A 21,533-nucleotide genomic window follows, 5' to 3' on the forward strand; every position below is an offset into this window, starting at 1 on the left:
CCCGGCGGAGGTGGAGGTGCGCGGGCGGCGGGAGCGCGTACGGAACGGTGGCCCGAGCCACCGGGGCCCCTCGTGCCGGTCCCCTGCCGCACACGGAAGGCGGAAAGGGCTCATCCACTTCTCGTGGATCCTGATTGCGCGGTGAGCGTTCCGACCGCTTCTCCGCGTCCTCTGCAGAAGCCCTTTCCGTCCCTTCCATGGAATCACCGGCCGGCGGGTCCCGCCAGGGCCCGACGGTCCCGATCGCCCCGGCACGGTCCGGGTACCCGCAGTGCGGGGCTCCGCCGGGCGGGCGGACCCGGCCTCACAGGGCAGTACGCCTAGGCCGAGGGCCAGCCGTAGGGAGCGGCGACGGTGCTCTCCGGCCCGGCGCCCACCGCCTCCAGGTCCTGGTCGGCCACCCGCATCAGTTGCCGGGCGAGGTCGGTCATGGCCCGGCTCGCCGCGAGCTCGTCGCCGATCTCGGGCACGTCCACGTCCTGCGGGTTGCAGCGCGCGGTCCCGCGGCCGGTGAGCTTCGACGTGCCGGTGTCCAGTTCCATCCTGGCCCTGGTCGTACCGTCCTCCTCGGACAGGTACATCCGGACCTTCCATTCGAGCGCCCGTGTCATCGCGTACCTCCTCGCCCGCGTCCGGGCCGCACCGCCCGCCCCGGCACCCTCCGGGCCGCAGCGCCACCGCCCTGGCTCCAGGATCCCCCGCGCCGGTGCACCTGCGCGACCGTGCCGCAGGGGGAACCGCGCGGCTCGGGCGCCGCGCCGCTGCCGGCACCGAAGTCGCACGCCGTCACGGCGGCTGGCACGCTGAGCTTGGATGTCCCACGGTTGCCGACTGCCGGAGGTGCGCCATGCGGCGGTGGCGGGCCCTGCTCGTCCTCGGGACGGCCCAGTTCCTCATGGTGCTGGACACCTCGGTGATGAGCGTGTCGATCAGCCGTCTGGTCGAGGACTTCGACACGGAGGTCACCGCGATCCAGGCCGTGATCACCCTCTACACCCTGGTCATGGCCGCGTTCATGATCACGGGAGGGCGGCTGGGGGACGCGTTCGGGCGACGCCGGGCGTTCGCGGTGGGACTGGTCGTCTACGGGGCGGGCTCCGCGCTCACGGCGGTCGCCCCGACGCTGTGGGTGCTGGCGGTCGGCTGGTCGGTCGTCGAGGGGCTCGGCGCCGCCCTGGTCCTGCCCGCGCTGGCCGCCCTCGTGGCGGGCGCCTACCGCGGCCGCGACCGTGCCGTCGCGTACGGCGTCATCGGCGGGCTCGCGGGCGCCGGCATCGCGGTGGGTCCGCTCCTCGGAGGGTGGGTGACGACCTATCTGACCTGGCGGGTGGTCTTCGCCGGTGAGGTCGTCGTGGTCCTGGCGCTGTTGTGCTGCGTGCGCTGGATCGACGACCGCCCCCCGACCGGGCCCAGGGTACGGATCGACGGTGTCGGTGCCGCGCTGTCCGCCGTGGGCCTCGGGCTGGTGGTCCTGGGGGTGCTGCAGAGCAGTTCCTGGGGGTGGGTGCAGCCGCGCAACGCCCCGTTCACGGTGTTCGGCTTCGCCCCGACGCTCGTCGTCATCGCCGCGGGCGCGGTCGTTCTCATGCTGTTCCGGGCGTGGGAGCGCCGCCGGGAGGCGCGCGCCCGGGACCCGCTCGTACGGTTCTCCCTCTTCGGCATCCCCCCGCTGCGTGCCGGACTGGCCATGCTGCTGTGCCAGAACCTGGTGCTGCTCGGACTGTTCTTCGTCATCCCCCTCTATCTGCAGGTCGTCCTGGGCTTCGACGCCTTCCAGACCGGCCTCCGGCTGCTGCCCGTCTCGCTCACCATGCTCGTCGCCTCCCTGAGCGGGCCGTTCCTGGGCCGGATCGCGGGACCGAGAACGGTGGTCAGGACCGGCCTGCTCGTCCTCTTCGCCGCCGTGTTGTGGCTGCTCGCGGGGATCGAGCCGCAGCTCGACGACGTCCAGTTCGCGCTGTCGATGGCCGTGCTCGGTCTGGGCATGGGGCTGCTCGCGTCGCAGCTCGGCAATGTGGTGCAGTCCGGCGTCGGGGAGGCGGACCGCAGCGAGGCGGGCGGTCTGCAGTACACGGCCCAGAACCTCGGATCCTCCTTGGGCACGGCGCTCATGGGCTCGATCCTGATCGGTGCGCTGGTCGCGGTGTTCACCACGCGGATCGAGGACGACCCCCGCGTCTCGGGTGCCGCACGGGAGCAGACCGGCATCGCCATCGAGGCCGGGGTCAGCTTCGTGAGCACCGAGCAGGTTCGGGCCGCTGCCGAGCAGGCCGCGCTGCCGCCCGCCGAGGTGGACGCTCTCGTGTCCTCGTACGCCGAGGCCCAACTGGGCAGCCTCAAGGCGGCCATCCTGACGGCGGCCGGGGTGACGCTCGCGGCGTTCCCGTTCACCCGCCGGCTGCCCGACGGCAGGCCGTCCCGGGAGCGGGACGGTGACGTCGGCGACGACGGCAACGGCGACGGCGACGGCGACCGGTCCTCGGTGTGAGGCCCGCCGTGGCGCAGGGCACGCGGTTCCCGCCGGCGGCAGGGGCCGGCCTGCGGAGGCCCGTGGTGGGCAGGCCCGGGGCATGCCGCTCCGTCGCGGCGGCTCCGGCGGCTCACGTCCACGCGAGGTTCCGGACCGGCATCCAACGGACGAGCGGGGCGTCCGGGGCGGCGGTTCACGAGCGCACCGCCCACGGCGCGGAGGCCGCAGGGAGGCGGACAGAGGTGGCCGGGCCTGCGGGCCGCGCCCCGCGGTACGCCCCCACCGCCGTGCCGCGGCACGGCGGTGGCGCGCACGAGCAGGCCGCGGCCGCGGCGGTCCCGCGCCGGGGCGGCGGGCGCGGTGGATCAAGCAGCGGCCTCGGCGGGCTTTACCCGCACCAGCGGTCCCACGCCGGGCGGCGGCCACGACGGATCAGGCCGTGGCCTCGGCTGGTTCCACCCGCACCTGGCGGTCCCGCGCCCGGGGCGGCGGCCACGGCGGATCAGGCCGCGGCGGCCCCGCTGCCGCCGACCTTCACGTCCGGCCGGACGATCACCACGGGGCAGGGCGCGTGCTGGCTGACCTGCTGGCTCACCGAGCCCAGGAGCATCCGCGCGAACCCGCCGCGGCCGCGCGAGCCCACCACCAGGAGTTCGGCCCCCTCCGCGGCGATCAGCAGGGCCTCGGTCGGGTTGCCGTGCACCAGACGCTCGTGGACCTGGGTCTCACCGGTCTCGCCGAGGACCTTCCGCACTTCCTCCACGAGGCCGCGCTTGGCCTCCTCGGCGTCGAACTCCGTGTCGACCGCGGGGGCCGACCAGCCGTGCGCGCCCGGCAGTTCGTACGCCGCCACCGCGTCCACCGTCGCCCCGATCAGCCCGGCATGCCGGACGGCCCAGCGCAGCGCGGCGTACGACGAGGGCGAGCCGTCGATGCCCACGACCACCCGGGGGGCCGGATCGCTCGTGCTCATGCCGTTCCACCTTTCTCGCAGACCCCGTCATCCACGCTGCGCGACCCCGCGCGGTTCCGCCAGGCGAGAGCCGCCGGCCGGGGGTCCGGCGGCCGGCGGCTCTCGGGCCGTTCGCGGCTGCTCAGCCGCCCCAGCTCCATTCGGCGACCTCGGGCATGTCGACGCCGTGCTCCCGGATCCAGGCGTGGTGGCGGGTACGGGCGTCGGCCATGGCCTGGCGCACGGCGACCGCGCGCGCCCCGAGACCGGGCACCCGGTCGATGACGTCCATGACCAGCCGGAAGCGGTCGAGGTCGTTGCTGACGACCATGTCGAAGGGCGTGGTGGTCGTGCCGAACTCCTTGTACCCGCGGACGTGCAGGTTCCCGTGGCCCGCCCGGCGGTAGGCGAGCCGGTGCACCAGCCACGGGTAGCCGTGGTAGGCGAAGATCACGGGCTTGTCCCGGGTGAAGACGGCGTCGTACTCGAAGTCGGGCATTCCGTGGGGGTGCTCGTCCTTGGGCATCAGACGCGTCATGTCGACGACGTTGACGACCCTGAGGACGAGTTCCGGGAGGTGCCGGCGCAGCAGTTCGGCGGCGGCGAGGGCTTCCTGGGTGGGGACGTCCCCGGCGCAGGCCAGCACCGCGTCGGGTTCGCGCTCCCCCGTCTCCGTACCGGCCCAGTCCCAGACCCCGACACCGCGGGCGCAGTGCGTGCGTGCCTCGTCGAGGCCGAGCCAGTCGAAGCATGGTTGTTTGCCGGCGACGACGACGTTCACGTAGTCGCGGCTGCGCAGGGCGTGGTCGGCGACGGCGAGGAGGGTGTTGGTGTCCGGCGGCAGGTACACGCGGACGACCTCGGGACTCTTGTTGAGGACGTGGTCGACGAAGCCCGGGTCCTGGTGGGAGAAGCCGTTGTGGTCCTGGCGCCAGACGTGCGAGGTCAGCAGGTAGTTGAGGGAGGCGATGGGTGCGCGCCAGTGCAGCCGACGGGAGGTCCTGAGCCATTTGATGTGCTGGTTGACCATCGAGTCGACGATGTGGACGAAGGCCTCGTAGCAGGAGAACAGCCCGTGGCGGCCGGTGAGGAGATAGCCCTCGAGCCAGCCCTGGCAGCAGTGCTCGGACAGGATCTCCATGACCCTGCCGTCACGTGCCAGGTGCTCGTCGGTGGGACGGAACTCGGCCTGCCAGGCCTTGCCGCTGACGTCGTACACGGCCTCCAGCCGGTTCGAGGCGGTCTCGTCCGGGCCGACCAGCCGGAAGTCGCGGCGGCTCTCGGTGTCCTTCATGATCTGCGCGAGCAGCCGGCCCAGTACCCGGGTGGGCTCGTGCAGGGTCGACCCGGGCTTGTCGACGGGCACCGCGAAGTCCTCGAGCGGGGAGACGGGCAGGTCGCGCAGCAGGAGCCCCCCGTTCGCGTGCGGGGTGGCGCCGAGCCTGCGGTCGCCGTCGGGGACGCAGGCGAGGACCCGGGGACGCGGGCTGCCGTGCTCGTCGAAGAGCTCGTCGGGGCGGTACGAGCGCAGCCACCGCTCGAGCTGCCGCAGGTGGGCGGGGTCGTCCCGGACTCCGGCGAGCGGTACCTGGTGGGCGCGCCAGGTGCCCTCGACGGGCCGGCCGTCGACCTCGGCGGGGCCCGTCCAGCCCTTGGGGGTGCGCAGGACGATCACGGGCCAGCGGGGCCGCTCGGTCCTCCCCCGGTCGCGGGCCTCGTGCTGGATGGCTGCGATACGGTCCAGGGCCTCGTCCATGGCGGCGGCCATCGCCCGGTGCACCTCCGCCGGCTTGTGGCCGGTGACGTGCAGGGGTTCGTGGCCGTAGCCGCGCAGCAGCGCGTCGAGTTCGTCCTCCGGGAGCCGGGCCGGGATCGTCGGATTGGCGATCTTGTAGCCGTTGAGATGGAGGATCGGCAGCACCGCACCGTCGTGGACGGGGTCGAGGAGCTTGTTGGAGTGCCAGGAGGCGGCGAGCGGGCCGGTCTCCGCCTCACCGTCGCCGATGACACAGGCGACGACGAGCCCGGGGTTGTCCAGGGCGGCTCCGTAGGCGTGGCTGAGGGAGTAGCCCAGCTCGCCGCCCTCGTGGATGGAGCCGGGTGTCTCGGGGGCGACATGGCTGGGGACGCCACCGGGGAAGGAGAACTGGCGGAAGAGCCGGTCCATGCCCTCCCCGTCACGGCTCACGTCCGGGTAGGTCTCGCTGTAACTGCCCTCGAGCCACGAGTTGGCGAGCACGGCCGGTCCGCCGTGGCCGGGACCCCAGACGGCCAGGGCGGACAGATCACGTGCCTTGATCACCCGGTTGAGGTGGGTGTGGACGAGGTTGAGTCCCGGACAGGTGCCCCAGTGCCCGAGCAGCCGCGGCTTGATGTGCTCCGGACGCAGGGGCTCCCGCAGGAGCGCGTTGCGCATCAGGTAGATCTGGCCCGCCGAGAGGTAGTTCGCCGCCCGCCAGTGCGCGTCCAGCTCGGCGAGCTCCTCCCTGCTCAGCGCCGTCCGGCCGTGCCGCTTGCCCTTGAGCATCGAGACCTCCGAAACGTCGTCGCTTGTCGGTGAGGTACCGCCGCCGGAGCCAGGCGCCCTCGCGCCTCGCACGGCCGCTGATCCGCCCGGCGCCGGGGGATCCGCCGCGGACGGCCACTCGGTACAGTTTCCCGCTCGCGGCGGAACAGTCGTGCCGTACGCCCGGCCGTGGCGGAACGGTCGCGCCGTACGGGTGGGTTCAGGCCACGCACCACCCGAGCGGGCGGTGCGCGCCACGCGCGGCGCTCACACCCGGGCCGCGGCCCTCAGGTCGTGGTCGAAGGCCCGGATGTCCTCCTCCGTGAGCGTGGTGCGGGTGTGCGCCACCGCCTGCAGGTAGTCGTCGGTGAGCCGGCCCTGCTCTCCCTCGGACGGCGAGCCGTCGGCCAGATGGCGTTCGAAGGCGCTCTGGGCGGCGGTGCGCGCCGCGAACTCGATGTCCGCCGGGGTGAACCGGTCGCTCGCGGCGACCAGCGCCTCCAGGTCGATGCCGGAGAGGCGGTCGGGACCGATGTACCGCGTCCAGATGGCCTGCCGGGCGTCGGCGTCGGGCGGTCCGACCGGGATCAGGTAGTCGAACCGTCCGGGCCGCAGGAAGGCGGGGTCCAGGCTGCGGACCGCGTTGGTCGCGCAGATGAGCAGCCGGCGCTCGCCGCGCCGGAACTGCGGGATGAGCTTGAGGAGCTCGTTGGTCACCCGGTGGGCGAGCGTGGTGGGGTCACGGCGCTCGGAGGCGATCTCCTCCGCCTCGTCGAAGAAGAGGACGACCCGGTCGAGGTGGGCCACCCGGGAGAACAGCTGGCGCAGCCCGGCGGCCACGCCGTGCGGGTCGGCGGCGAGCTGGTACGGGAACACCTCGATGAACGCCCATCGGAGCCGGGACGCCACCGCTCGCGCGAAGGTGGTCTTGCCCGTGCCCGGCGGGCCGAACAGCACAACAGCGCGCGGCGGCACCAGCTGGAACCGATCCGCGGCGTCCGGGTGCTCCAGGGGGAGCACCAGCCGCCGCTCGATGAGCGTCTTCTCCGCGTCCATGCCCGCGATGTGGTGCCACAGACCCGCCTCGGGGACCGCGCCGCCCAGCTGCTCCAGGATGGTGGTCTCCGCCGAATCCGCGGACAGCACCTTCTCGAAGTAGCTCAGATCGGGCCGATGGGTGTAGCGGGAGTTCAGGAAGGCCTGTTCGCCGACCTCGCCCTCGGGCAGCAGGGCGCCGATGCGACGCACACCCGCCTGGGCGAGGCGCTCCTCCAGGGCCGCGAGGAGCGCGGATCCGATGCCGTGTCCGCGCCACTCCCGGGCGATCGCCAGCCGCAGCACCCACGCCCGCTCCTCGGCGGTGGAGGACACCGCCGCGCCCACGACCCGGTCCCCCACCGCGGCGACCACGGCGGGGGCGTCCGTGCGTATGGCGCTGACCACCTCGGCCAGCGTCACGGCCGGCTCGGAGGGTGTGTCCCGCGCTTCCTCCCAGATGCGCACCACCTGGTCGAGGTCGCCGTCCTCCAGGTCCCGGACCCGCCATGGAGCCATGACACTCACCTCACCGGCCCATTCTCACCCGGCGGGCGCGGGCTCACCGCTCCAGATGCGCCTCGGTGACGGCCAGCGCCGCGGCCATGATGCTGAGCTGCGGGTTCACCTCGGGGCAGCCGGGCAGCACGGAGGCGTCGGCGACGAGCACGCCCGTGACGCCGCGCAGCCGCCCGGTGGCGTCGGCCGGGGAGCGCTCCGGATCGGAGCCGGCCGCGACCGTGCCGGTGGGGTGGTACGCGGACAGATGCAGTTTTCCGGGGCCGGCTCCGGCGAGGACGGCGTCCAGCTCGGCGAGGTCGTGGGCACGCGGCGCGGTGGGGATGCCGGTGAGGACCTCGCGGGCCCCGGCCGCGAACAGCATCTCCCCCATGGCGCGTACGGCACGCATCAGCCGGCCGCCGTCCCGCCGGTCCAGGTCGTAGCGCAGCAGTGTGCGGTCACGGCCCAGGACCCGGCCCGAGGGGCGGTCGGCGATCATCGCGCCCAGGGTGGCGAGCCGGTCGGCGCCCTCCAGTTCGCGCCGCAGCTCGCCGCCGAGTCCGGGCAGGACGAAGGACCCCATGCCGGGCGGGGTCGCGGTGGCCTCGATGAGCACTCCGCCGTCGTGGTGCTCCTCCACGCCGACGCTCTGCAGCACGCCCTCCCAGGCCGTGACGGGCTCGTCGAAGCGCCCGGCGACGCTGGTCGCGGGGTGGACGCTGAGATTGCTGCCCAGCCGCGGATGTCCGCCGAGGCCGGACCGCCGCAGCAACGGCGGTGACTGGAGGGCGCCCGCGGCGACGACGACCAGCGGGGCGAGGATCTCGAACTCGCCCCCGTCCTCCCGCCGTACGCGGACCCCGGCGGCTCGGGGCCCACCAGGGCCGTCCGCGTCGACGAGGACGCGCCGCGCCCGCGCCCCGGTGACGATGCGCGCGCCGGCGGCGCAGGCGTCGGGCAGCACGGAGAGCTGCACGCTCTGCTTGGCCCCGGTCGGACAGCCGACGACGCACTGGCAGGAGCCCAGGCAGCCGGGCGCGTTGCGCCGCAGCGGCGCGGCCCGCCAGCCGAGGTGCTCGGCGCCGGCCAGTGCGATGCGGCCGTTGCGGCCGAGGACGTCGAGCGGCTGGGTCGCGACGTTCAGGGTGAGCTCGGTCTCGTCGAGGTACGGGCCGAGGCGTTCGGCGAGGACGAAGCCGAAATCCTTGGTCCATCGTTCGACGACATGGTCCGGCGTGCGGTAGCAGGTTCCCGAGTTGACGACCGTGGTGCCGCCGACGGCCCGGCCGACCGGCAGCAGCAGCGGCGGACGGCCCAGGGCGACCGTGGCCCCGCCGTCGCGGTAGAGCTCGGTGAACCGTTCGAGCGGGGCGCGCCCGGCGAAGGAGGCTGTGGAGTGGTGCCGGCCCTCCTCCAGCACGACGACGTCGAGCCCCGCGCGGGCGAGGGTCCTCGCGGCCATGGCACCGCCGGCGCCGGAGCCGACGACCACGGCGTCGGCGGTGGAGCGGTCGGGCCACTCCCCGGCGGGGGTGCAGTCCAGCGGCGGGTCCGTCCGCACGAGCCGCGGGACCCGCGGCGGCCGCTGGAGCATGTGTTCGGTGCCGGCGGCGAGCAGGACGGGCACCTTGAGCACGTCGAGCAGGGGCAGCAGCGCGGGGCGCGCGGCGAGGGAGGCCAGGACGGACTCCCGTTCGACGGTCGTGAGGGCGGCGAGACCGCGGCCGGTGCGGACGGCGGCGTAGGCGTCGAGGGCCCGGGCGGCGGCCCGTACCCCGGCACGCGCGGGCAGCGGCATCGAGTCGAGCACGGCGTCCAGCCGTGCGGGCACCCGGGCCGGCCACCCGGCGGTGCCGTCGTCGGCGATGAGGGAGGCGACGAAGCCGGTGAGGTTCATCGGCTCCCCACCTCCGCGTGAGCGGTGCCGTCCAGGGTCCACTCGGCCTCGGTGCGCCAGCCCCCGAACCACCAGCGCTCCAGCAGGACGTGGGCGTCCGCGCGTTCGCTGTTGCGGCACACGGCGGGAGAGCCGTCGGGATCGGTGTAGTCGAGCGCGAGGGTGCGGTCCTCGGGCTGGGTGACCTCGACCCTGATCCTGCGCAGCCCCGCGCGCCCGCTGACGGTCCAGACGGGCAGGCCGACGGCGGCGCGGAAGCGCCCGAGTCCGGCCCAGCCGACGGCCGAGCGCTCCGCACGCCGGGGCCAGGTGCGCGCGCCCCGGCGCAGGCGCAGGAAGACGAGCGGCGGAAGTCGGCGCAGCCCCGGCCGCATGGAGACCGCCGCGACGATCTCCAGTACGTCGCCGCCGCCCAGGTCCGCGTGCAGCCAGGCCCAGCGGCGGGCGTTGCCGTGCCCGTAGATGCGGGCGGAGGCGCCGGGTGCGGCGGTGGGCGTGAGGGAGGTGTCGTCGTACGAGAACGTCCCGTCGTACGAGGCCCGGGCGGCCGGGAGGATCTGGGCGGCGGGGAGCAGCGGCCGGCGCCAGGACCATCGGGGGAAGGTGAACAGCGGCGCGTCCGCGGCCCGTTCGGCGAGGTCCCAGCGCAGCGCGCCGGCCGAACCGGTCAGCCGGCCGGGGACGGCCTCGACGCCCTCGGCAGTGAAACCGTTCACCGCGGGCGTCCACGCGGCGGGGCCGAAGCGGGCGTGGCGCACCGGCCCGTCCTTGGGGAACACCGCGGCCCAGCCGTGGGCGTACGGTTCGGTTCCGTCGGCGGGCGCGGTGAGTTCGTGGTGGAGCCACAGTCCGGTGCCGGTCGCCGGGTCCGTCAGCGTCGTGTACCAGACCTCGGTGCGTCCCGGCTCGCCCTTCCAGCGGGGCGTCATCAGCGTCTCGGGGCTCCCGGCGGCGCGGGGGAAGCGGAAGCTCGCGAGGAAGGGCAGAAGCCCCGTGGTCAGCGGGAAGCGCAGGGTGCCCCGGCCGGCCGGGGCGCCGTCCTCGTACAGGGTGAAGGGCAGGACCGTCATGGAGGCGACCGGTCGCCGCGGGGTGACGGACTTCCAGCCGTCGAGCGTGAACCGGCGGCCGTCGGCGGTGAACGAGATCCGGTAGCGGATGCGGCGGCGGGCGAGCGGCGAGATCTCCAACTCGCCCTCGGCGTGCGCGTCGTCGGCCCATCCGGCGATGCGTATCCGGCCGCCGGCCCGGGCCGCGGTCGTACCGAGCGGACGCATGACGCGGTCCGCGGTCACCCGGAGGTCGAGGCGGACCCGGCGGGTGCGGTCCTCACCGTCGAACCGGACGGTGCCGAGCATGGTCTCGCCGAACACGGTGCCGCGCCGGCCGCCGCCGGGCACGCTCCGGGCGGTGGGCGGCGGCGTGACCGCCGCCGTGGTGTTCGCCGCCCCGGTCGAATCCGCGACGGCGCTCGCGCCCTCGACCTCACCGCGCGGCGTCCGGACGCCCGCCACCGCGTCCGATCCCGCGGCACGCGCCATGTCATCACCCCCCACCGCGCCCGTACCTGCGTCCACCGCCGCCCGCGTGTCCGAACCCCCCGGGGCACCGGCACCCACCGCCGGGCCGGCGGCAGCGCGCGGCGCGCCGGCGCCCACCGTCGCGTCAGCGCCGGCCCTCATGCCCGCGTCGCCCGTCGTACCGCCGCTCACCACCACGCCCCTGCCGTCCCCCGTCCTGCCGGCACCCACCGCCGTGCCCTTGTCCAGGCCCGTGCTCGTTTCCTGGCCCGTGCCCCTGTCCTTGCCCGTGCCCGTGCCGCTCCTGCGCGTGCTCATCGGAGGCCCTCCAGCATGATCCGCTCGGTTTCGGTCAGATAGGCCTCCGCCGCCCGGCGTGCGGCGCCCGCGTCACCGGCGCCCACCGCGGCCACCACGGGTTCCAGCCGCGCGTGCGCGGCCGCCGCGTCGGTGAACGGGCCGACGAGCGCGGCGCGTACGGGCAGATAGGCGTTGAAGAGCGTGTTGGTGAGCAGGCCGTAGACACGGTTGCCGGTGGCGCGGGCGAGCGCCCGGTGCACCTCGATGTCCGCGAGTTGCACGGCGTCGCCGCTCTCGGCGGCGCGTACGGCCGCCAGCAGCGTGGTCAGTTCGGCCCGTTGCTCGGTGGTGGCCCGTACGGCGGCCCGCTCGGCGATCAACGCACCGATGCTGCGCCGCACTTCGAAGATCTCGCGGATCCAGGCCGCGTCGTGGCGCACGAGCATCGGCAGCAGGTCCGCTCCGCCGAACCGGGCGAAGTCACGGACCCGGGTGCCCACTCCGTGCCGGGTCTCCAGCAGTCCGGCCTGGACGAGACGGCCGAAGGCGTGCTTGAGGGTCGTGCGGGTGACGCCGTACCCGTCGGCCAGTCTGCGTTCCGGCGGCAGATAACTGCCCGCCGGATGGAGGCCGGTGAGGATGTCCTCCCGCAGCCGGCCCTCCAGGACGTCGACGATCGTCTCGCGGGGCAGTGCCTCCACGCCGTTCCTCCCCAGTGGCTCAGTGGATGAGCCACTGAACCAATGTCCTGCCGCTGAAGTCAATGGGGCGGCGGGAAACGGTTGTTGATCCGGTGGCTCCGGGCACCGGACGGACGGGGGCGTGGAGAATGGCCCGGTGACGGATGAAGCCACCGGACAGACGGTCGACCGCGACCCCGTCGAGCTCGAACTCCCCGTCGACGGCGGGAAGCTGCGCGTCCTGCGGTTCGGCTCAGGGCCGCGCACGGCGGTCGCGGCGCACGGCATCACCGCGTCCGGGATGTCGTTCCGCGCGCCGGCCCGCCATCTGCCCTCCGAGTGGTCGCTGTTCGCCCTCGACCTCCGGGGCCGGGGCGGCAGCGCGGACATCCCGGGCCCGTACGGCTTCGACGCCCATGCCGCCGATCTCTGCGCGGCGGCCGAACGCTGGGGCGGCGGCGCGCCGGTCGCGGTCACGGGCCAGTCGATGGGGGCGTGTGCGGCGCTGCGGGCCGCGGCGCGGCGCCCGGAGCTCTTCGACCGGCTGCTGCTGATCGACGGCGGTCTGCCGCTGCCGCTGGCGGAGGGCACCGATCCCGACGCCCTGCTCGACGCGTCGATGGGACCGATCCTGGCCAGGCTGACCCGGACGTTCGAGAACGACGAGGCGTACGTGGACGTGTTCCGCGCCCATCCCGCCCTCGGTCCGGAGTGGAACGCCGACATCGAGGCGTACGTGCGTGACGGCATCACGGGCCCCGCCGGCGCCCGCCGCTCCAGCGCCCGGGAGGGTCCGGTCCGCCGGGACGGCCGTGAGCTGATCACCTCGGGCCCGGCCTTCGGTGAGGATCTGGTGGGGCTCGCCGTGCCCGCCAGGCTGCTGCACGCGCCCCGGGGGCTGACGGGGGCGGCGCCGGGCGTGCTGTCCGACGCGCTGGTCGCGCACTGGACGGCCCGGGCGCCCCGGCTGACGGCGGAAGCGGTTCCGGACTGCAACCACTTCACGATCCTCATGGGCCCGCAGGCGAGGACGGTCGCCGACCGGCTCGTGGGCATGGTGTGAGGCGGGGCGCCGGGGCGCGGGCCGCGGTGCCCGCACCGGTCCTGGTGCCCGCGCAGGCAATCCGACTTATGGTGCATAGAGTCGGTTTCAGCTCGTCGCACTCCGGTGCGGACAGCCGGCCCTCCAGTGCACACGTGCTCGGAAAGGGTGGTCTTGATGCACCCAGCTCTCAGCTCCGACGACCTGGTCCGGCTCCGCCGGCAGCGCCCCTACCCCGCGGTGTCGGTGCTGATGCCCACGCACCGCCGCGAACCGGACAACGCGCAGGACCCGGTCCGGCTGCGCAATCTGATGGCCGAGGCCAAGGAGCAGCTCAAGGCCGATCCCGCCGTCCCCCGTGACACCCGGATCGACGTGTCCGAACAGCTCGACCGGGCGCTGGCCGAGATCGACCTGGTGCACGCGGAGGACGGGCTGGTGGTCTTCGCGGCGGCAGGCGAGCACGAGGTGTGGACGCTGGGCCGTCCCGTGCCCGAGCGCGTGGTGCTGTCGGACACGTACCTGACCCGCAATCTCGTCTCGGCGCAGGCCGCGGAGCGCCCCTTCTGGGTCCTGGCGGTCGCCTCGGACCGGGCCTCCCTCTGGAGCGGGACCGCCGACCGCCTCGCCGAGGAGCGCACCGGCCCGTTCCCGATGTCCCGGCCCGAGGAGAACTTCGACGCCGAGCGCCAGGAGCGGATCGGCGACGTGCCCAGCACCTTCCGGGACGAGGACACCCGGCACTTCCTGCGGGAGGCCGACACGGCGCTGGCCTCGGTGCTGAAGGCCGACCCGCGGCCGCTGTACGTGACGGGCGAGCCGGCGGCGCTCGCCCTGCTCGACGACGTCGGCACGGCCGCCAAGGGCCAGGCCGTCCACGCCCCCCGCGGCGGGGTGGCGGGCCGCTCGGCCGACGCGGTCTGGCAGGCGGTGCGCCCGTTCGTCGAGGCCCGTGCCGAGCAGGAGGTGTCCGGCGTCCTCGAGGAGCTGGACCGGGCCAAGGGCAGGCGCGCGTTCGCCGCCGGGGTCGACGAGATCCGCCAGAACGTGGAGACGGGCCGGGTCGCGCTGCTCGCCGTGGAGGAGAACTACCGGGAGACCGTGCGGGACACCGGCGCGCACCTCCTGCCCGCCGAGCCCGGCGACCTGGACGCGCTGGTCGACATCGTGGACGAGATCGTCGAGAAGTCCCTGGACACGGGGGCGCAGGTGCGGTTCGTCCCGGACGGCACCCTCGCGGGGATGGGCGGGATCGCGAGCGCCCTGCGCTACTGACCGCCTGCCGGGCGGCCGCCGTCGGGGAACCTCCGGCCGCGCCCGTGGACCGTGCCGACGGGTTCGCGGGAGCGCGGTGCCGCGCGGGCCGTTTGCGCCGATACTGGCAGAGGGTGTGCGGGCCCGTACCGCCACGGCCCCGCCTGAGAGGACACCGTCCGGAGTGATCGTCGCCAGTCTCATCAGGAGGTTCCCATGCGGATGCTCATCAATGTCCCCGAGACGGTCGTCGCGGACGGGCTGCGCGGCCTGGCCGCTGCGTACCCCGGACTGAACGTCGACGTGGAGAACAGGGTCGTGGTGCGGGGGGACGCCCCGGTCGCGGGCAAGGTGGGCCTGGTGTCCGGCGGCGGTTCGGGGCACGAGCCCCTGCACGGCGGCTTCGTGGGGTTCGGGATGCTCTCGGCGGCGTGCCCCGGCGAGGTCTTCACCTCCCCGGTGCCGGACCAGATGGCCCGGGCCGCGGCGGCGGTGGACAGCGGGGCGGGTGTGCTCTTCGTGGTGAAGAACTACACCGGCGACGTGCTGAACTTCGACATGGCGCAGGAACTCGCCGAGGACGAGGGCGTCCAGGTGGCCAAGGTGCTGGTCAACGACGACGTGGCCGTCCAGGACAGTCTCTACACGGCGGGCCGGCGCGGTACGGGCGCGACGCTGTTCGTGGAGAAGATCGCGGGCGCCGCGGCGGAGGAGGGTGCGCCGCTGGAACGGGTCGAGGCCGTTGCCCGCCTCGTCAACGAGCGGTCGCGCAGTTTCGGTGTGGCGCTCAGCGCCGTCACGACCCCCGCCAAGGGCAGTCCGACGTTCGATCTGCCCTCGGGAGAGCTGGAGTTGGGGATCGGCATCCACGGCGAGCCCGGGCGGGAGCGACGGCCCATGATGACCTCGCGGGAGATCGCGGACTTCGCCGTGCACGCGGTCCTCGAGGACCTCCAGCCGTCGAGTCCGGTACTGGCGCTGGTCAACGGCATGGGCGCGACACCGCTGCTGGAGCTGTACGGGTTCAACGCGGAGGTCCACCGGGTGCTGGCCGAGCGCGGAGTGCCGGTGGCCAGGACCCTGGTCGGGAACTACGTCACCTCGCTCGACATGGCGGGCTGCTCGGTGACGCTGTGCGAGGCGGACGAGGACATCCTGCGGCTGTGGGACGCCCCGGTGGAGACGCCCGCGCTGCGCTGGGGCCGCTGAGCCATGCCCGGCCCGGCCGACGACGGCGCCGCGTCCGCGGGCCGCGACGACGCGCGCCGGGAAGCCGACGTGCCACGACAAGGAGACGCTGTGCTCGACGCGGATTTCTTCCTCCGCTGGATGAACGCCCTCGCCGAGGCCGTGGACCGCGAGGCAGGCCGGCTCACCGAGCTCGACGCCGCGATCGGGGACGCCGACCACGGGACCAATCTGCAGAGGGGCTTCACGGCGGTGAAGGCGGCGCTGGAGAAGGACGCGCCGGCCACCCCGGGTGCCGTACTGATGCTGACCGGACGGCAGTTGATCTCGACGGTCGGCGGCGCGTCGGGGCCGCTGTACGGGACGCTGCTGCGGCGTGCGGGCAAGGCGCTCGGCGACGAGCCCGAGGTGTCGCGGGCCCAGCTCGCAGAGGCGCTGCGCGCGGGGATCGCCGCGGTGGCCCAACTCGGCGGCGCGAAGGCCGGGGACAAGACGATGCTGGACGCGCTGGAGCCCGCGGCCACGGCGCTGGACGAGTCCTTCGCGGCAGCGCGGGAGGCCGCCGACGAGGGTGCGGCCGCGACCGTGCCGATGCTGGCCCGCAAGGGCCGGGCGAGTTATCTGGGCGAGCGCAGCATCGGGCACCAGGACCCGGGGGCGACGTCCTCCGCCCTGCTGATCGGCACCCTCGAGGAGGCCGCACGATGACGATGGTCGGGATCGTCCTCGTCTCGCACAGTGCGCAGGTCGCCGCGTCGGTCGCCGATCTCGCCCGCGGGCTCGCGGGCGCGGGCGACGCCGTGCCGGTCGCCGCGGCGGGCGGGACCGCCGACGGAGACCTCGGCACCAGTGCGGAGCTGACGGCCCGCGCCGCGCACGAGGTGGACCGGGGCGCCGGGGTGGCCGTGCTGGTCGACATCGGCAGCGCGGTGCTGACGGTGAAGACGCTGCTGGCCGAGGGCGACGAACTCCCGGAGGGGACCAGGCTCGTGGACGCGCCGTTCGTCGAGGGAGCCGTCGCCGCGGTGGTCACCGCGGCGGCCGGCGCGGATCTGGACGCGGTGGAGGCGGCGGCGGCGGAGGCGTACGGATACCGGAAGGTGTGACGGTACGCATCCGTGCGCGGCTTGTGATGCACCTGGTCAACGCACTAATGTCGCAGGGCCTTGGTGAACGGGAAACCGGTGGAGTACCGGTGCGGCCCTCGCCACTGTGATCGGGAAGTCCGGCTCTCTCCGCAAGGAAGCCACTGGACCACCACGGGAGACCGCGGTGTCCGGGAAGGCGGAGCCCGGGCGGCAGGACCCGTCAGCCAGGAGACCGGCCAGGGCGCGTTGTCCATCCACGAGGTGCTGGAGAGGGTCTCCCAACCATGCATATAGCCGAGGGGTATCTGCCCCCTGTGCACGCGGCCGCCTGGGGCGTCGCGTCCGCACCCTTCGTGATCCACGGCGTACGGGCGCTCACCCGTGAGGTCAAGGCGAACCCCGAGTCGACACTGCTGCTCGGCGCGTCCGGTGCCTTCACGTTCGTCCTGTCGGCGCTCAAGATCCCTTCCGTGACCGGCAGTTGCTCGCACCCGACCGGCACCGGTCTGGGCGCGATCCTGTTCCGGCCGCCGATCATGGCGGTCCTCGGCACGATCACCCTGCTCTTCCAGGCACTGCTGCTGGCCCATGGCGGACTGACCACGCTCGGCGCGAACGTCTTCTCGATGGCGATCGTCGGGCCGTGGGCCGGATTCGGGGTGTACGCGCTGCTCCGGCGGTCCGGGGTTCCGCTGATGGTGAGCGTGTTCTTCGGAGCGTTCGTGGCGGACCTGTCCACGTACTGCGTCACCAGCGTGCAGCTGGCGCTGGCGTTCCCCGACCCGGGCAGCGGCATCGCGGGTGCGCTGGCCAAGTTCGGCGGCATCTTCGCCGTCACCCAGATCCCGCTGGCCGTCAGCGAGGGCCTGCTCACCGTGCTGGTGATGCGGCTGCTCGTGCAGTCCAGCAAGGGTGAGCTGACCCGGCTCGGAGTGCTCCTCCAGGGCGGGACGACGAAGGAGGCCGCGGTCCGATGAGCCGTGACGCGAAGATCAACACGCTGCTGCTGGCGATCGTGGCGGCGCTGGCGGTCCTGCCGCTCGCCCTGGGCCTCGGCGACCACAAGGAGGAACCCTTCACGGGCGCCGACGCACAGGCCGAGACCGCCATCACGGAGATCGCGCCGGACTACGAACCCTGGTTCGCGCCGCTGTACGAGCCGCCGTCCGGCGACGTCGAGTCGGCGCTGTTCGCCGTCCAGGCGGCCCTGGGTGCCGGTGTCCTCGCGTACTACTTCGGGCTGCGCAAGGGCCGCCGCCAGGGTGAGGCGCGGGCGGCTGCCGCGGCGGAGACACCGGCCTCCGGGTCCGCGGGGTCTGCCGGGACGGGCGATTCCGTCGCCTCGGGCGCGTAGGCGCCGATGTTGCCGATCGATGCGGCGGCGCACAGCAGTCGCTGGCGCCGCCGTCATCCGTGCGAGAAGGCGGCACTCGGGTTCGGGCTGACGGTCTGCGCCGTCTCGCTGCCGCCGTGGCCCGGTGCCGTGCTGGTCGCCGCGGCGGCCGTGGCCGTGCTGCTCGGCCCCGCGGGCGTGGCCCCGCGGCAGTTGTGGCGGGCCTGGCGCATTCCGCTGGGGTTCTGCGTCACGGGCGCGATTCCCCTGCTGCTCGCCGTGGGCGGCCCGGACGGCTTCGTGGCGCTCGCGCCCGACGGCCCGCTGCACGCGCTCCGGCTGCTGCTGCGGACGTCCGCCGCCTCGCTCGGGGTGCTGCTGTTCGCGTTCACCACGCCGGTGTCGGACGTGCTTCCCCGGCTGGTCCGGGCCGGGGTCCCGGGGCCAGTCGTGGACGTCGCCCTCGTGATGTACCGGATCAGCTTCCTGCTGCTCGATGCGGTGCACCGGATCCGTCAGGCGCAGGCGGCCAGGCTCGGGCACACCACCCGGGCTGCCGCATGGCGGTCCCTGGCGGGGCTCGCCGCGACCGCCTTCGTCCGCGCCTTCGACCGGGCCGAGCGGCTGCAGACGGGCCTCGCCGGGCGGGGCTACGACGGGGCGCTACGGGTCCTGCTGCCGCCCGCGACGGTGTCCGTGCGCTTCCTGACGGCCACCGCCGGGCTGCTCACGGGGATCGTCGCCCTCAACCTCGTACTGGAAAGGTCCGTACTGTGAGCACGTCCGTGGACTCGAGCGCGCGCGAGAGCGTGACGCCCGTGGTGGAACTGGCCGGCGCGGGATTCTCGTACCCGGACGGCCCGCCGGTGCTGCGCGGTGTCGACTTCGCCGTGGCCGGAGGCCGCTCCCTGGCGCTGCTGGGCCGCAACGGGAGCGGCAAGACGACCCTGATGCGGCTGCTCAGCGGCGGCCTGCGGTGCGGCGAGGGCCGCCTGCTGCTGGACGGCGAGCCGGTGACGTACGACCGCGGGGGGCTTACCCGGCTGCGGACGACCGTGCAACTGGTCGTGCAGGATCCGGACGACCAGCTGTTCGCGGCGTCCGTGGCCCAGGACGTGTCGTTCGGGCCGATGAACCTGGGGCTGCCGGAGCCGGAGGTACGGGCCCGGGTCGCCGAGGCGCTCGACGCCCTGGACATCACCGCGCTGGAGGACCGGCCGACGCATCTGCTGTCGTACGGGCAGCGCAAGCGGGCCGCGATCGCGGGCGCGGTGGCCATGCGGCCGCGCGTGCTGATCCTGGACGAGCCGACGGCGGGACTCGACCCGCACGGGCAGGAGCGCCTGCTGGCGGTGCTGGAGCGGCTCCGGGAGAGCGGTACGACCGTGGTGATGGCCACGCACGACGTGGATCTGGCGCTGCGCTGGGCGGACGACGCCGCGGTGCTCTCGCCGGCCGGGCTGCGGACCGGGCCCGTCGCGGAGCTCCTGGGGGACCGCCGGCTGCTGGACGCGGCCCGGCTGCGCAGGCCGTGGGCGATGGCGGCGGCGGAGGTGCTGCGGGCGCACGGGTTGCTGGAAGCGGGCAGTCCGGGTCCGCGGACGCCGGAGGAACTGGACCGCTGGGCCGTACCGGCGTAGCGCATCTCACCCACCCCCCGTTATGCAACTTGTTGCACAACGGGGGGTCCGGCGTCTACAAAAGGGGGCGACGCTGATCGCGCGAGGAGGCGCCCCGATGACCCCCACCCCGTACCCGCATCTGCTCAGCCCGCTCGACCTCGGGTTCACCACGCTCCCCAACCGGGTGCTGATGGGCTCGATGCACATCGGCCTGGAGGAGGCGGAGAACGGCTTCGAGCGCATGGCCGCCTTCTACGCCGAACGTGCCCGCGGCGGTGTCGGGCTGATCGTGACCGGCGGCATCTCCCCGAACGACGCGGGGCGCCCGTACGACGGCGGCGCCAGGCTCACCACCGAGGAGGAAGCCGCGCAGCACCGCACGGTCACGGACGCGGTCCACGCGGCGGGCGGCCGGATCGCCATGCAGATCCTGCACTTCGGCCGGTACGCGTACCACCCGCAGCTCGTCGCGCCGAGCGCGCTGCAGGCCCCCATCAGCCCGTTCGTCCCCCACGCCCTCACCGACGAGGAGGTCGAGCGGACCGTCGAGGACTACGTCCGCGCGGCCGCGCTGGCGAAGTCGGCGGGGTACGACGGCGTCGAGATCATGGGCTCCGAGGGCTACCTCATCAACGAGTTCATCGCGAGCGCCACCAACCACCGGGACGACCGCTGGGGCGGCTCGTACGAGAACCGCACCCGCTTCCCCCGTGAGATCGTCCGCCGCACGCGCGAGCGGGTCGGCGACGACTTCATCATCGTCTACCGGCTGTCGATGCTCGACCTCGTGCCCGGCGGATCCTCGCTCGACGAGGTCGTCGCGCTCGCCAAGGAGATCGAGGCGGCCGGCGCGACCATCATCAACACCGGCATCGGGTGGCACGAGGCCCGGATCCCGACCATCGCGACCTCGGTGCCACGCGGCGCGTACACCTGGGTGACCCAGAAGCTCATGGGAGCGGTGTCCGTGCCCCTCGTCACCAGCAACCGGATCAACACGCCCGAGGTCGCGGAGCAGCTGCTCGCCGAGGGCCGCGCGGACATGGTCTCCATGGCACGGCCCTTCCTGGCCGACCCGGAGTTCGTCGCCAAGGCCCGGGCCGGCCGCGCCGAGACGATCAACACCTGCATCGGCTGCAACCAGGCCTGCCTGGACCACACCTTCAGCGGGCGGATCACCTCCTGTCTGGTCAACCCGCGGGCCTGCCACGAGACCGAACTGGTCCTCTCCCCCACCCGGCTGCGCAAGCGCCTGGCGGTCGTCGGCGCCGGCCCGGCGGGCCTGGCGTTCTCGGTATCGGCGGCCGAACGCGGCCACGACGTCACGCTCTTCGACGCCGCCGACGAGATCGGCGGCCAGCTGAACATCGCCAAGCGCGTTCCCGGCAAGGAGGAGTTCGAGGAGACGCTGCGCTACTTCCGCACCCAGCTGGAGCTGCGCGGAGTCGAGGTCCGGCTCGGGACCTTCGTCACGCCGGACCTGCTGACCGGCTACGACGAGATCGTGGTCGCGACCGGCGTCACGCCCCGTACGCCCGTGATCGACGGCGTCGACCACCCCAGCGTCGTCAGCTACCTCGACGTGCTCCGCGACGGCGCCGAGGTCGGTGAGCGCGTGGCCGTCGTCGGCGCCGGCGGGATCGGCTTCGACGTCGCGGAGTTCCTCACCGACGGCGGCGAGGGCGCGAGCCTCGACCCGGAGACGTACTTCCGGCAGTGGGGCGTGGACACCGGGTACGCCGAGCGGGGCGGGCTGCGGGCCCCGGAGCGGCCGCGGCCCCCGCGCACGGTGCATCTCCTCCAGCGCAAGACCTCCAAGGTCGGCGCGGGCCTCGGCAAGACGACGGGCTGGATCCACCGCACGGAGCTCAAGCACCGCGGCGTCACGATGGTCGCCGGGGCGGCGTACGACCGGATCGACGACGAGGGCCTGCACATCACGGTCGACGGCACGGCGCGGACGATCCCCGTGGACACGGTGGTGCTGTGCACCGGCCAGGAACCGAGGCGCGACCTGTACGAGGAGCTGACCGCGGCGGGCCGCACCGTGCACCTCATCGGCGGCGCCGACGTGGCCGCCGAGCTGGACGCCAAGCGCGCCATCGACCAGGGCACCCGGCTGGCGGCGGCGCTCTGACGGCCCCT

18 protein-coding genes and 1 riboswitch are annotated in these 21,533 nt (G+C 74.0%); of the genes, 11 read left to right on the top strand and 7 right to left on the bottom strand.

The window, feature by feature from the left end; all coding sequences use genetic code 11:
• Positions 1-320: 320 nt before the first annotated feature.
• Entirely contained in the window at positions 321-611 is a 291-nt protein-coding gene (locus QRN89_RS02555) for a DUF1876 domain-containing protein (RefSeq protein ID WP_290347698.1), read from the bottom strand.
• 236 nt (positions 612-847) lie between these two features.
• Between QRN89_RS02555 and QRN89_RS02560 the strand changes: the two genes are divergently transcribed.
• A complete protein-coding gene (locus QRN89_RS02560; protein WP_290347699.1) occupies positions 848-2,488 on the top strand; it encodes an MFS transporter in 1,641 nt (546 codons plus the stop codon).
• Between the two features lie 484 nt (positions 2,489-2,972).
• On the opposite strand, the gene QRN89_RS02565 is transcribed toward QRN89_RS02560, so the two are convergent.
• The 6 genes from QRN89_RS02565 to QRN89_RS02590 all read right to left on the bottom strand — a co-directional run bounded on the left by QRN89_RS02565 (position 2,973) and on the right by QRN89_RS02590 (position 11,882).
• Positions 2,973-3,443 (bottom strand): universal stress protein, encoded by a 471-nt coding sequence (locus QRN89_RS02565; protein WP_290347700.1) that lies wholly within the window; start codon positions 3,441-3,443, stop codon positions 2,973-2,975.
• Between the two features lie 121 nt (positions 3,444-3,564).
• Positions 3,565-5,949, bottom strand: a complete 2,385-nt coding sequence (locus QRN89_RS02570) for a phosphoketolase family protein (RefSeq protein WP_290347701.1) — start codon at positions 5,947-5,949, stop codon at positions 3,565-3,567.
• A 246-nt stretch (positions 5,950-6,195) separates the two neighbouring features.
• Positions 6,196-7,482 (bottom strand): ATP-binding protein, encoded by a 1,287-nt coding sequence (locus QRN89_RS02575; RefSeq protein ID WP_290347702.1) that lies wholly within the window; start codon positions 7,480-7,482, stop codon positions 6,196-6,198.
• A gap of 43 nt (positions 7,483-7,525) precedes the next feature.
• Complete coding sequence (locus tag QRN89_RS02580) at positions 7,526-9,361, bottom strand: GMC family oxidoreductase (RefSeq protein ID WP_290347703.1); 1,836 nt, start codon at positions 9,359-9,361, stop codon at positions 7,526-7,528.
• Complete coding sequence (locus QRN89_RS02585) at positions 9,358-11,199, bottom strand: tocopherol cyclase family protein (RefSeq protein ID WP_290347704.1); 1,842 nt, start codon at positions 11,197-11,199, stop codon at positions 9,358-9,360. Before QRN89_RS02585 ends, QRN89_RS02580 begins: the two co-directional genes overlap by 4 nt.
• The gene (locus QRN89_RS02590) at positions 11,196-11,882 is read right to left on the bottom strand and encodes a FadR/GntR family transcriptional regulator (RefSeq protein WP_290347705.1); all 687 of its coding nucleotides are present in this window, start codon (positions 11,880-11,882) and stop codon (positions 11,196-11,198) included. Before QRN89_RS02590 ends, QRN89_RS02585 begins: the two co-directional genes overlap by 4 nt.
• Positions 11,883-12,018: 136 nt before the next feature.
• Here QRN89_RS02590 and QRN89_RS02595 point away from each other — a divergent pair, with 136 nt between their 5' ends.
• From QRN89_RS02595 to QRN89_RS02640, 10 genes are all read left to right on the top strand, one after another.
• A complete protein-coding gene (locus QRN89_RS02595; RefSeq protein ID WP_290347706.1) occupies positions 12,019-12,924 on the top strand; it encodes an alpha/beta fold hydrolase in 906 nt (301 codons plus the stop codon).
• A gap of 156 nt (positions 12,925-13,080) precedes the next feature.
• A complete protein-coding gene (locus QRN89_RS02600; RefSeq protein ID WP_290347707.1) occupies positions 13,081-14,178 on the top strand; it encodes a baeRF3 domain-containing protein in 1,098 nt (365 codons plus the stop codon).
• 195 nt (positions 14,179-14,373) lie between these two features.
• Positions 14,374-15,366: a dihydroxyacetone kinase subunit DhaK gene (dhaK, locus tag QRN89_RS02605; protein ID WP_290347708.1), complete on the top strand. Its 993-nt coding sequence runs from the start codon at positions 14,374-14,376 to the stop codon at positions 15,364-15,366.
• A 90-nt stretch (positions 15,367-15,456) separates the two neighbouring features.
• Positions 15,457-16,053, top strand: coding sequence for a dihydroxyacetone kinase subunit DhaL (gene dhaL / locus QRN89_RS02610; RefSeq protein WP_290347709.1), 597 nt, complete (start codon positions 15,457-15,459; stop codon positions 16,051-16,053).
• Positions 16,050-16,451, top strand: a complete 402-nt coding sequence (locus tag QRN89_RS02615; protein ID WP_290347710.1) for a PTS-dependent dihydroxyacetone kinase phosphotransferase subunit DhaM — start codon at positions 16,050-16,052, stop codon at positions 16,449-16,451. The genes dhaL and QRN89_RS02615 overlap by 4 nt, the downstream gene beginning before the upstream one ends.
• A 44-nt stretch (positions 16,452-16,495) precedes the next feature.
• Positions 16,496-16,688: riboswitch (cobalamin riboswitch) on the top strand.
• A gap of 29 nt (positions 16,689-16,717) precedes the next feature.
• Complete coding sequence (locus QRN89_RS02620; protein WP_290347711.1) at positions 16,718-17,410, top strand: energy-coupling factor ABC transporter permease; 693 nt, start codon at positions 16,718-16,720, stop codon at positions 17,408-17,410.
• Positions 17,407-17,787, top strand: coding sequence for an energy-coupling factor ABC transporter substrate-binding protein (locus QRN89_RS02625; protein WP_290347712.1), 381 nt, complete (start codon positions 17,407-17,409; stop codon positions 17,785-17,787). Before QRN89_RS02620 ends, QRN89_RS02625 begins: the two co-directional genes overlap by 4 nt.
• A gap of 6 nt (positions 17,788-17,793) precedes the next feature.
• The gene (gene cbiQ, locus QRN89_RS02630; RefSeq protein ID WP_290347713.1) at positions 17,794-18,543 is read left to right on the top strand and encodes a cobalt ECF transporter T component CbiQ; all 750 of its coding nucleotides are present in this window, start codon (positions 17,794-17,796) and stop codon (positions 18,541-18,543) included.
• Positions 18,540-19,406, top strand: a complete 867-nt coding sequence (locus tag QRN89_RS02635; protein WP_290347714.1) for an energy-coupling factor ABC transporter ATP-binding protein — start codon at positions 18,540-18,542, stop codon at positions 19,404-19,406. The genes cbiQ and QRN89_RS02635 overlap by 4 nt, the downstream gene beginning before the upstream one ends.
• Positions 19,407-19,503: 97 nt before the next feature.
• On the top strand, positions 19,504-21,525 hold the full coding sequence (locus QRN89_RS02640) for an NADPH-dependent 2,4-dienoyl-CoA reductase (RefSeq protein ID WP_290347715.1): 2,022 nt from the start codon (positions 19,504-19,506) through the stop codon (positions 21,523-21,525).
• The last annotated feature ends 8 nt before the right edge of the window (positions 21,526-21,533 follow it).

The sequence above is a fragment of the Streptomyces sp. HUAS CB01 genome (genome assembly GCF_030406905.1).
GTDB lineage: Bacteria > Actinomycetota > Actinomycetes > Streptomycetales > Streptomycetaceae > Streptomyces > Streptomyces chengbuensis.

Coding starts and splice junctions, on each gene's coding strand:
- QRN89_RS02555 (WP_290347698.1), bottom strand. CDS start 611: ATGACACGGGCGCTCGAATGGAAGGTCCGGATGTACCTGTCCGAGGAG.
- QRN89_RS02560 (WP_290347699.1), top strand. CDS start 848: ATGCGGCGGTGGCGGGCCCTGCTCGTCCTCGGGACGGCCCAGTTCCTC.
- QRN89_RS02565 (WP_290347700.1), bottom strand. CDS start 3,443: ATGAGCACGAGCGATCCGGCCCCCCGGGTGGTCGTGGGCATCGACGGC.
- QRN89_RS02570 (WP_290347701.1), bottom strand. CDS start 5,949: ATGCTCAAGGGCAAGCGGCACGGCCGGACGGCGCTGAGCAGGGAGGAG.
- QRN89_RS02575 (WP_290347702.1), bottom strand. CDS start 7,482: ATGGCTCCATGGCGGGTCCGGGACCTGGAGGACGGCGACCTCGACCAG.
- QRN89_RS02580 (WP_290347703.1), bottom strand. CDS start 9,361: ATGAACCTCACCGGCTTCGTCGCCTCCCTCATCGCCGACGACGGCACC.
- QRN89_RS02585 (WP_290347704.1), bottom strand. CDS start 11,199: ATGAGCACGCGCAGGAGCGGCACGGGCACGGGCAAGGACAGGGGCACG.
- QRN89_RS02600 (WP_290347707.1), top strand. CDS start 13,081: ATGCACCCAGCTCTCAGCTCCGACGACCTGGTCCGGCTCCGCCGGCAG.
- dhaK (WP_290347708.1), top strand. CDS start 14,374: ATGCGGATGCTCATCAATGTCCCCGAGACGGTCGTCGCGGACGGGCTG.
- QRN89_RS02615 (WP_290347710.1), top strand. CDS start 16,050: ATGACGATGGTCGGGATCGTCCTCGTCTCGCACAGTGCGCAGGTCGCC.
- QRN89_RS02620 (WP_290347711.1), top strand. CDS start 16,718: ATGCATATAGCCGAGGGGTATCTGCCCCCTGTGCACGCGGCCGCCTGG.
- QRN89_RS02625 (WP_290347712.1), top strand. CDS start 17,407: ATGAGCCGTGACGCGAAGATCAACACGCTGCTGCTGGCGATCGTGGCG.
- cbiQ (WP_290347713.1), top strand. CDS start 17,794: ATGTTGCCGATCGATGCGGCGGCGCACAGCAGTCGCTGGCGCCGCCGT.
- QRN89_RS02640 (WP_290347715.1), top strand. CDS start 19,504: ATGACCCCCACCCCGTACCCGCATCTGCTCAGCCCGCTCGACCTCGGG.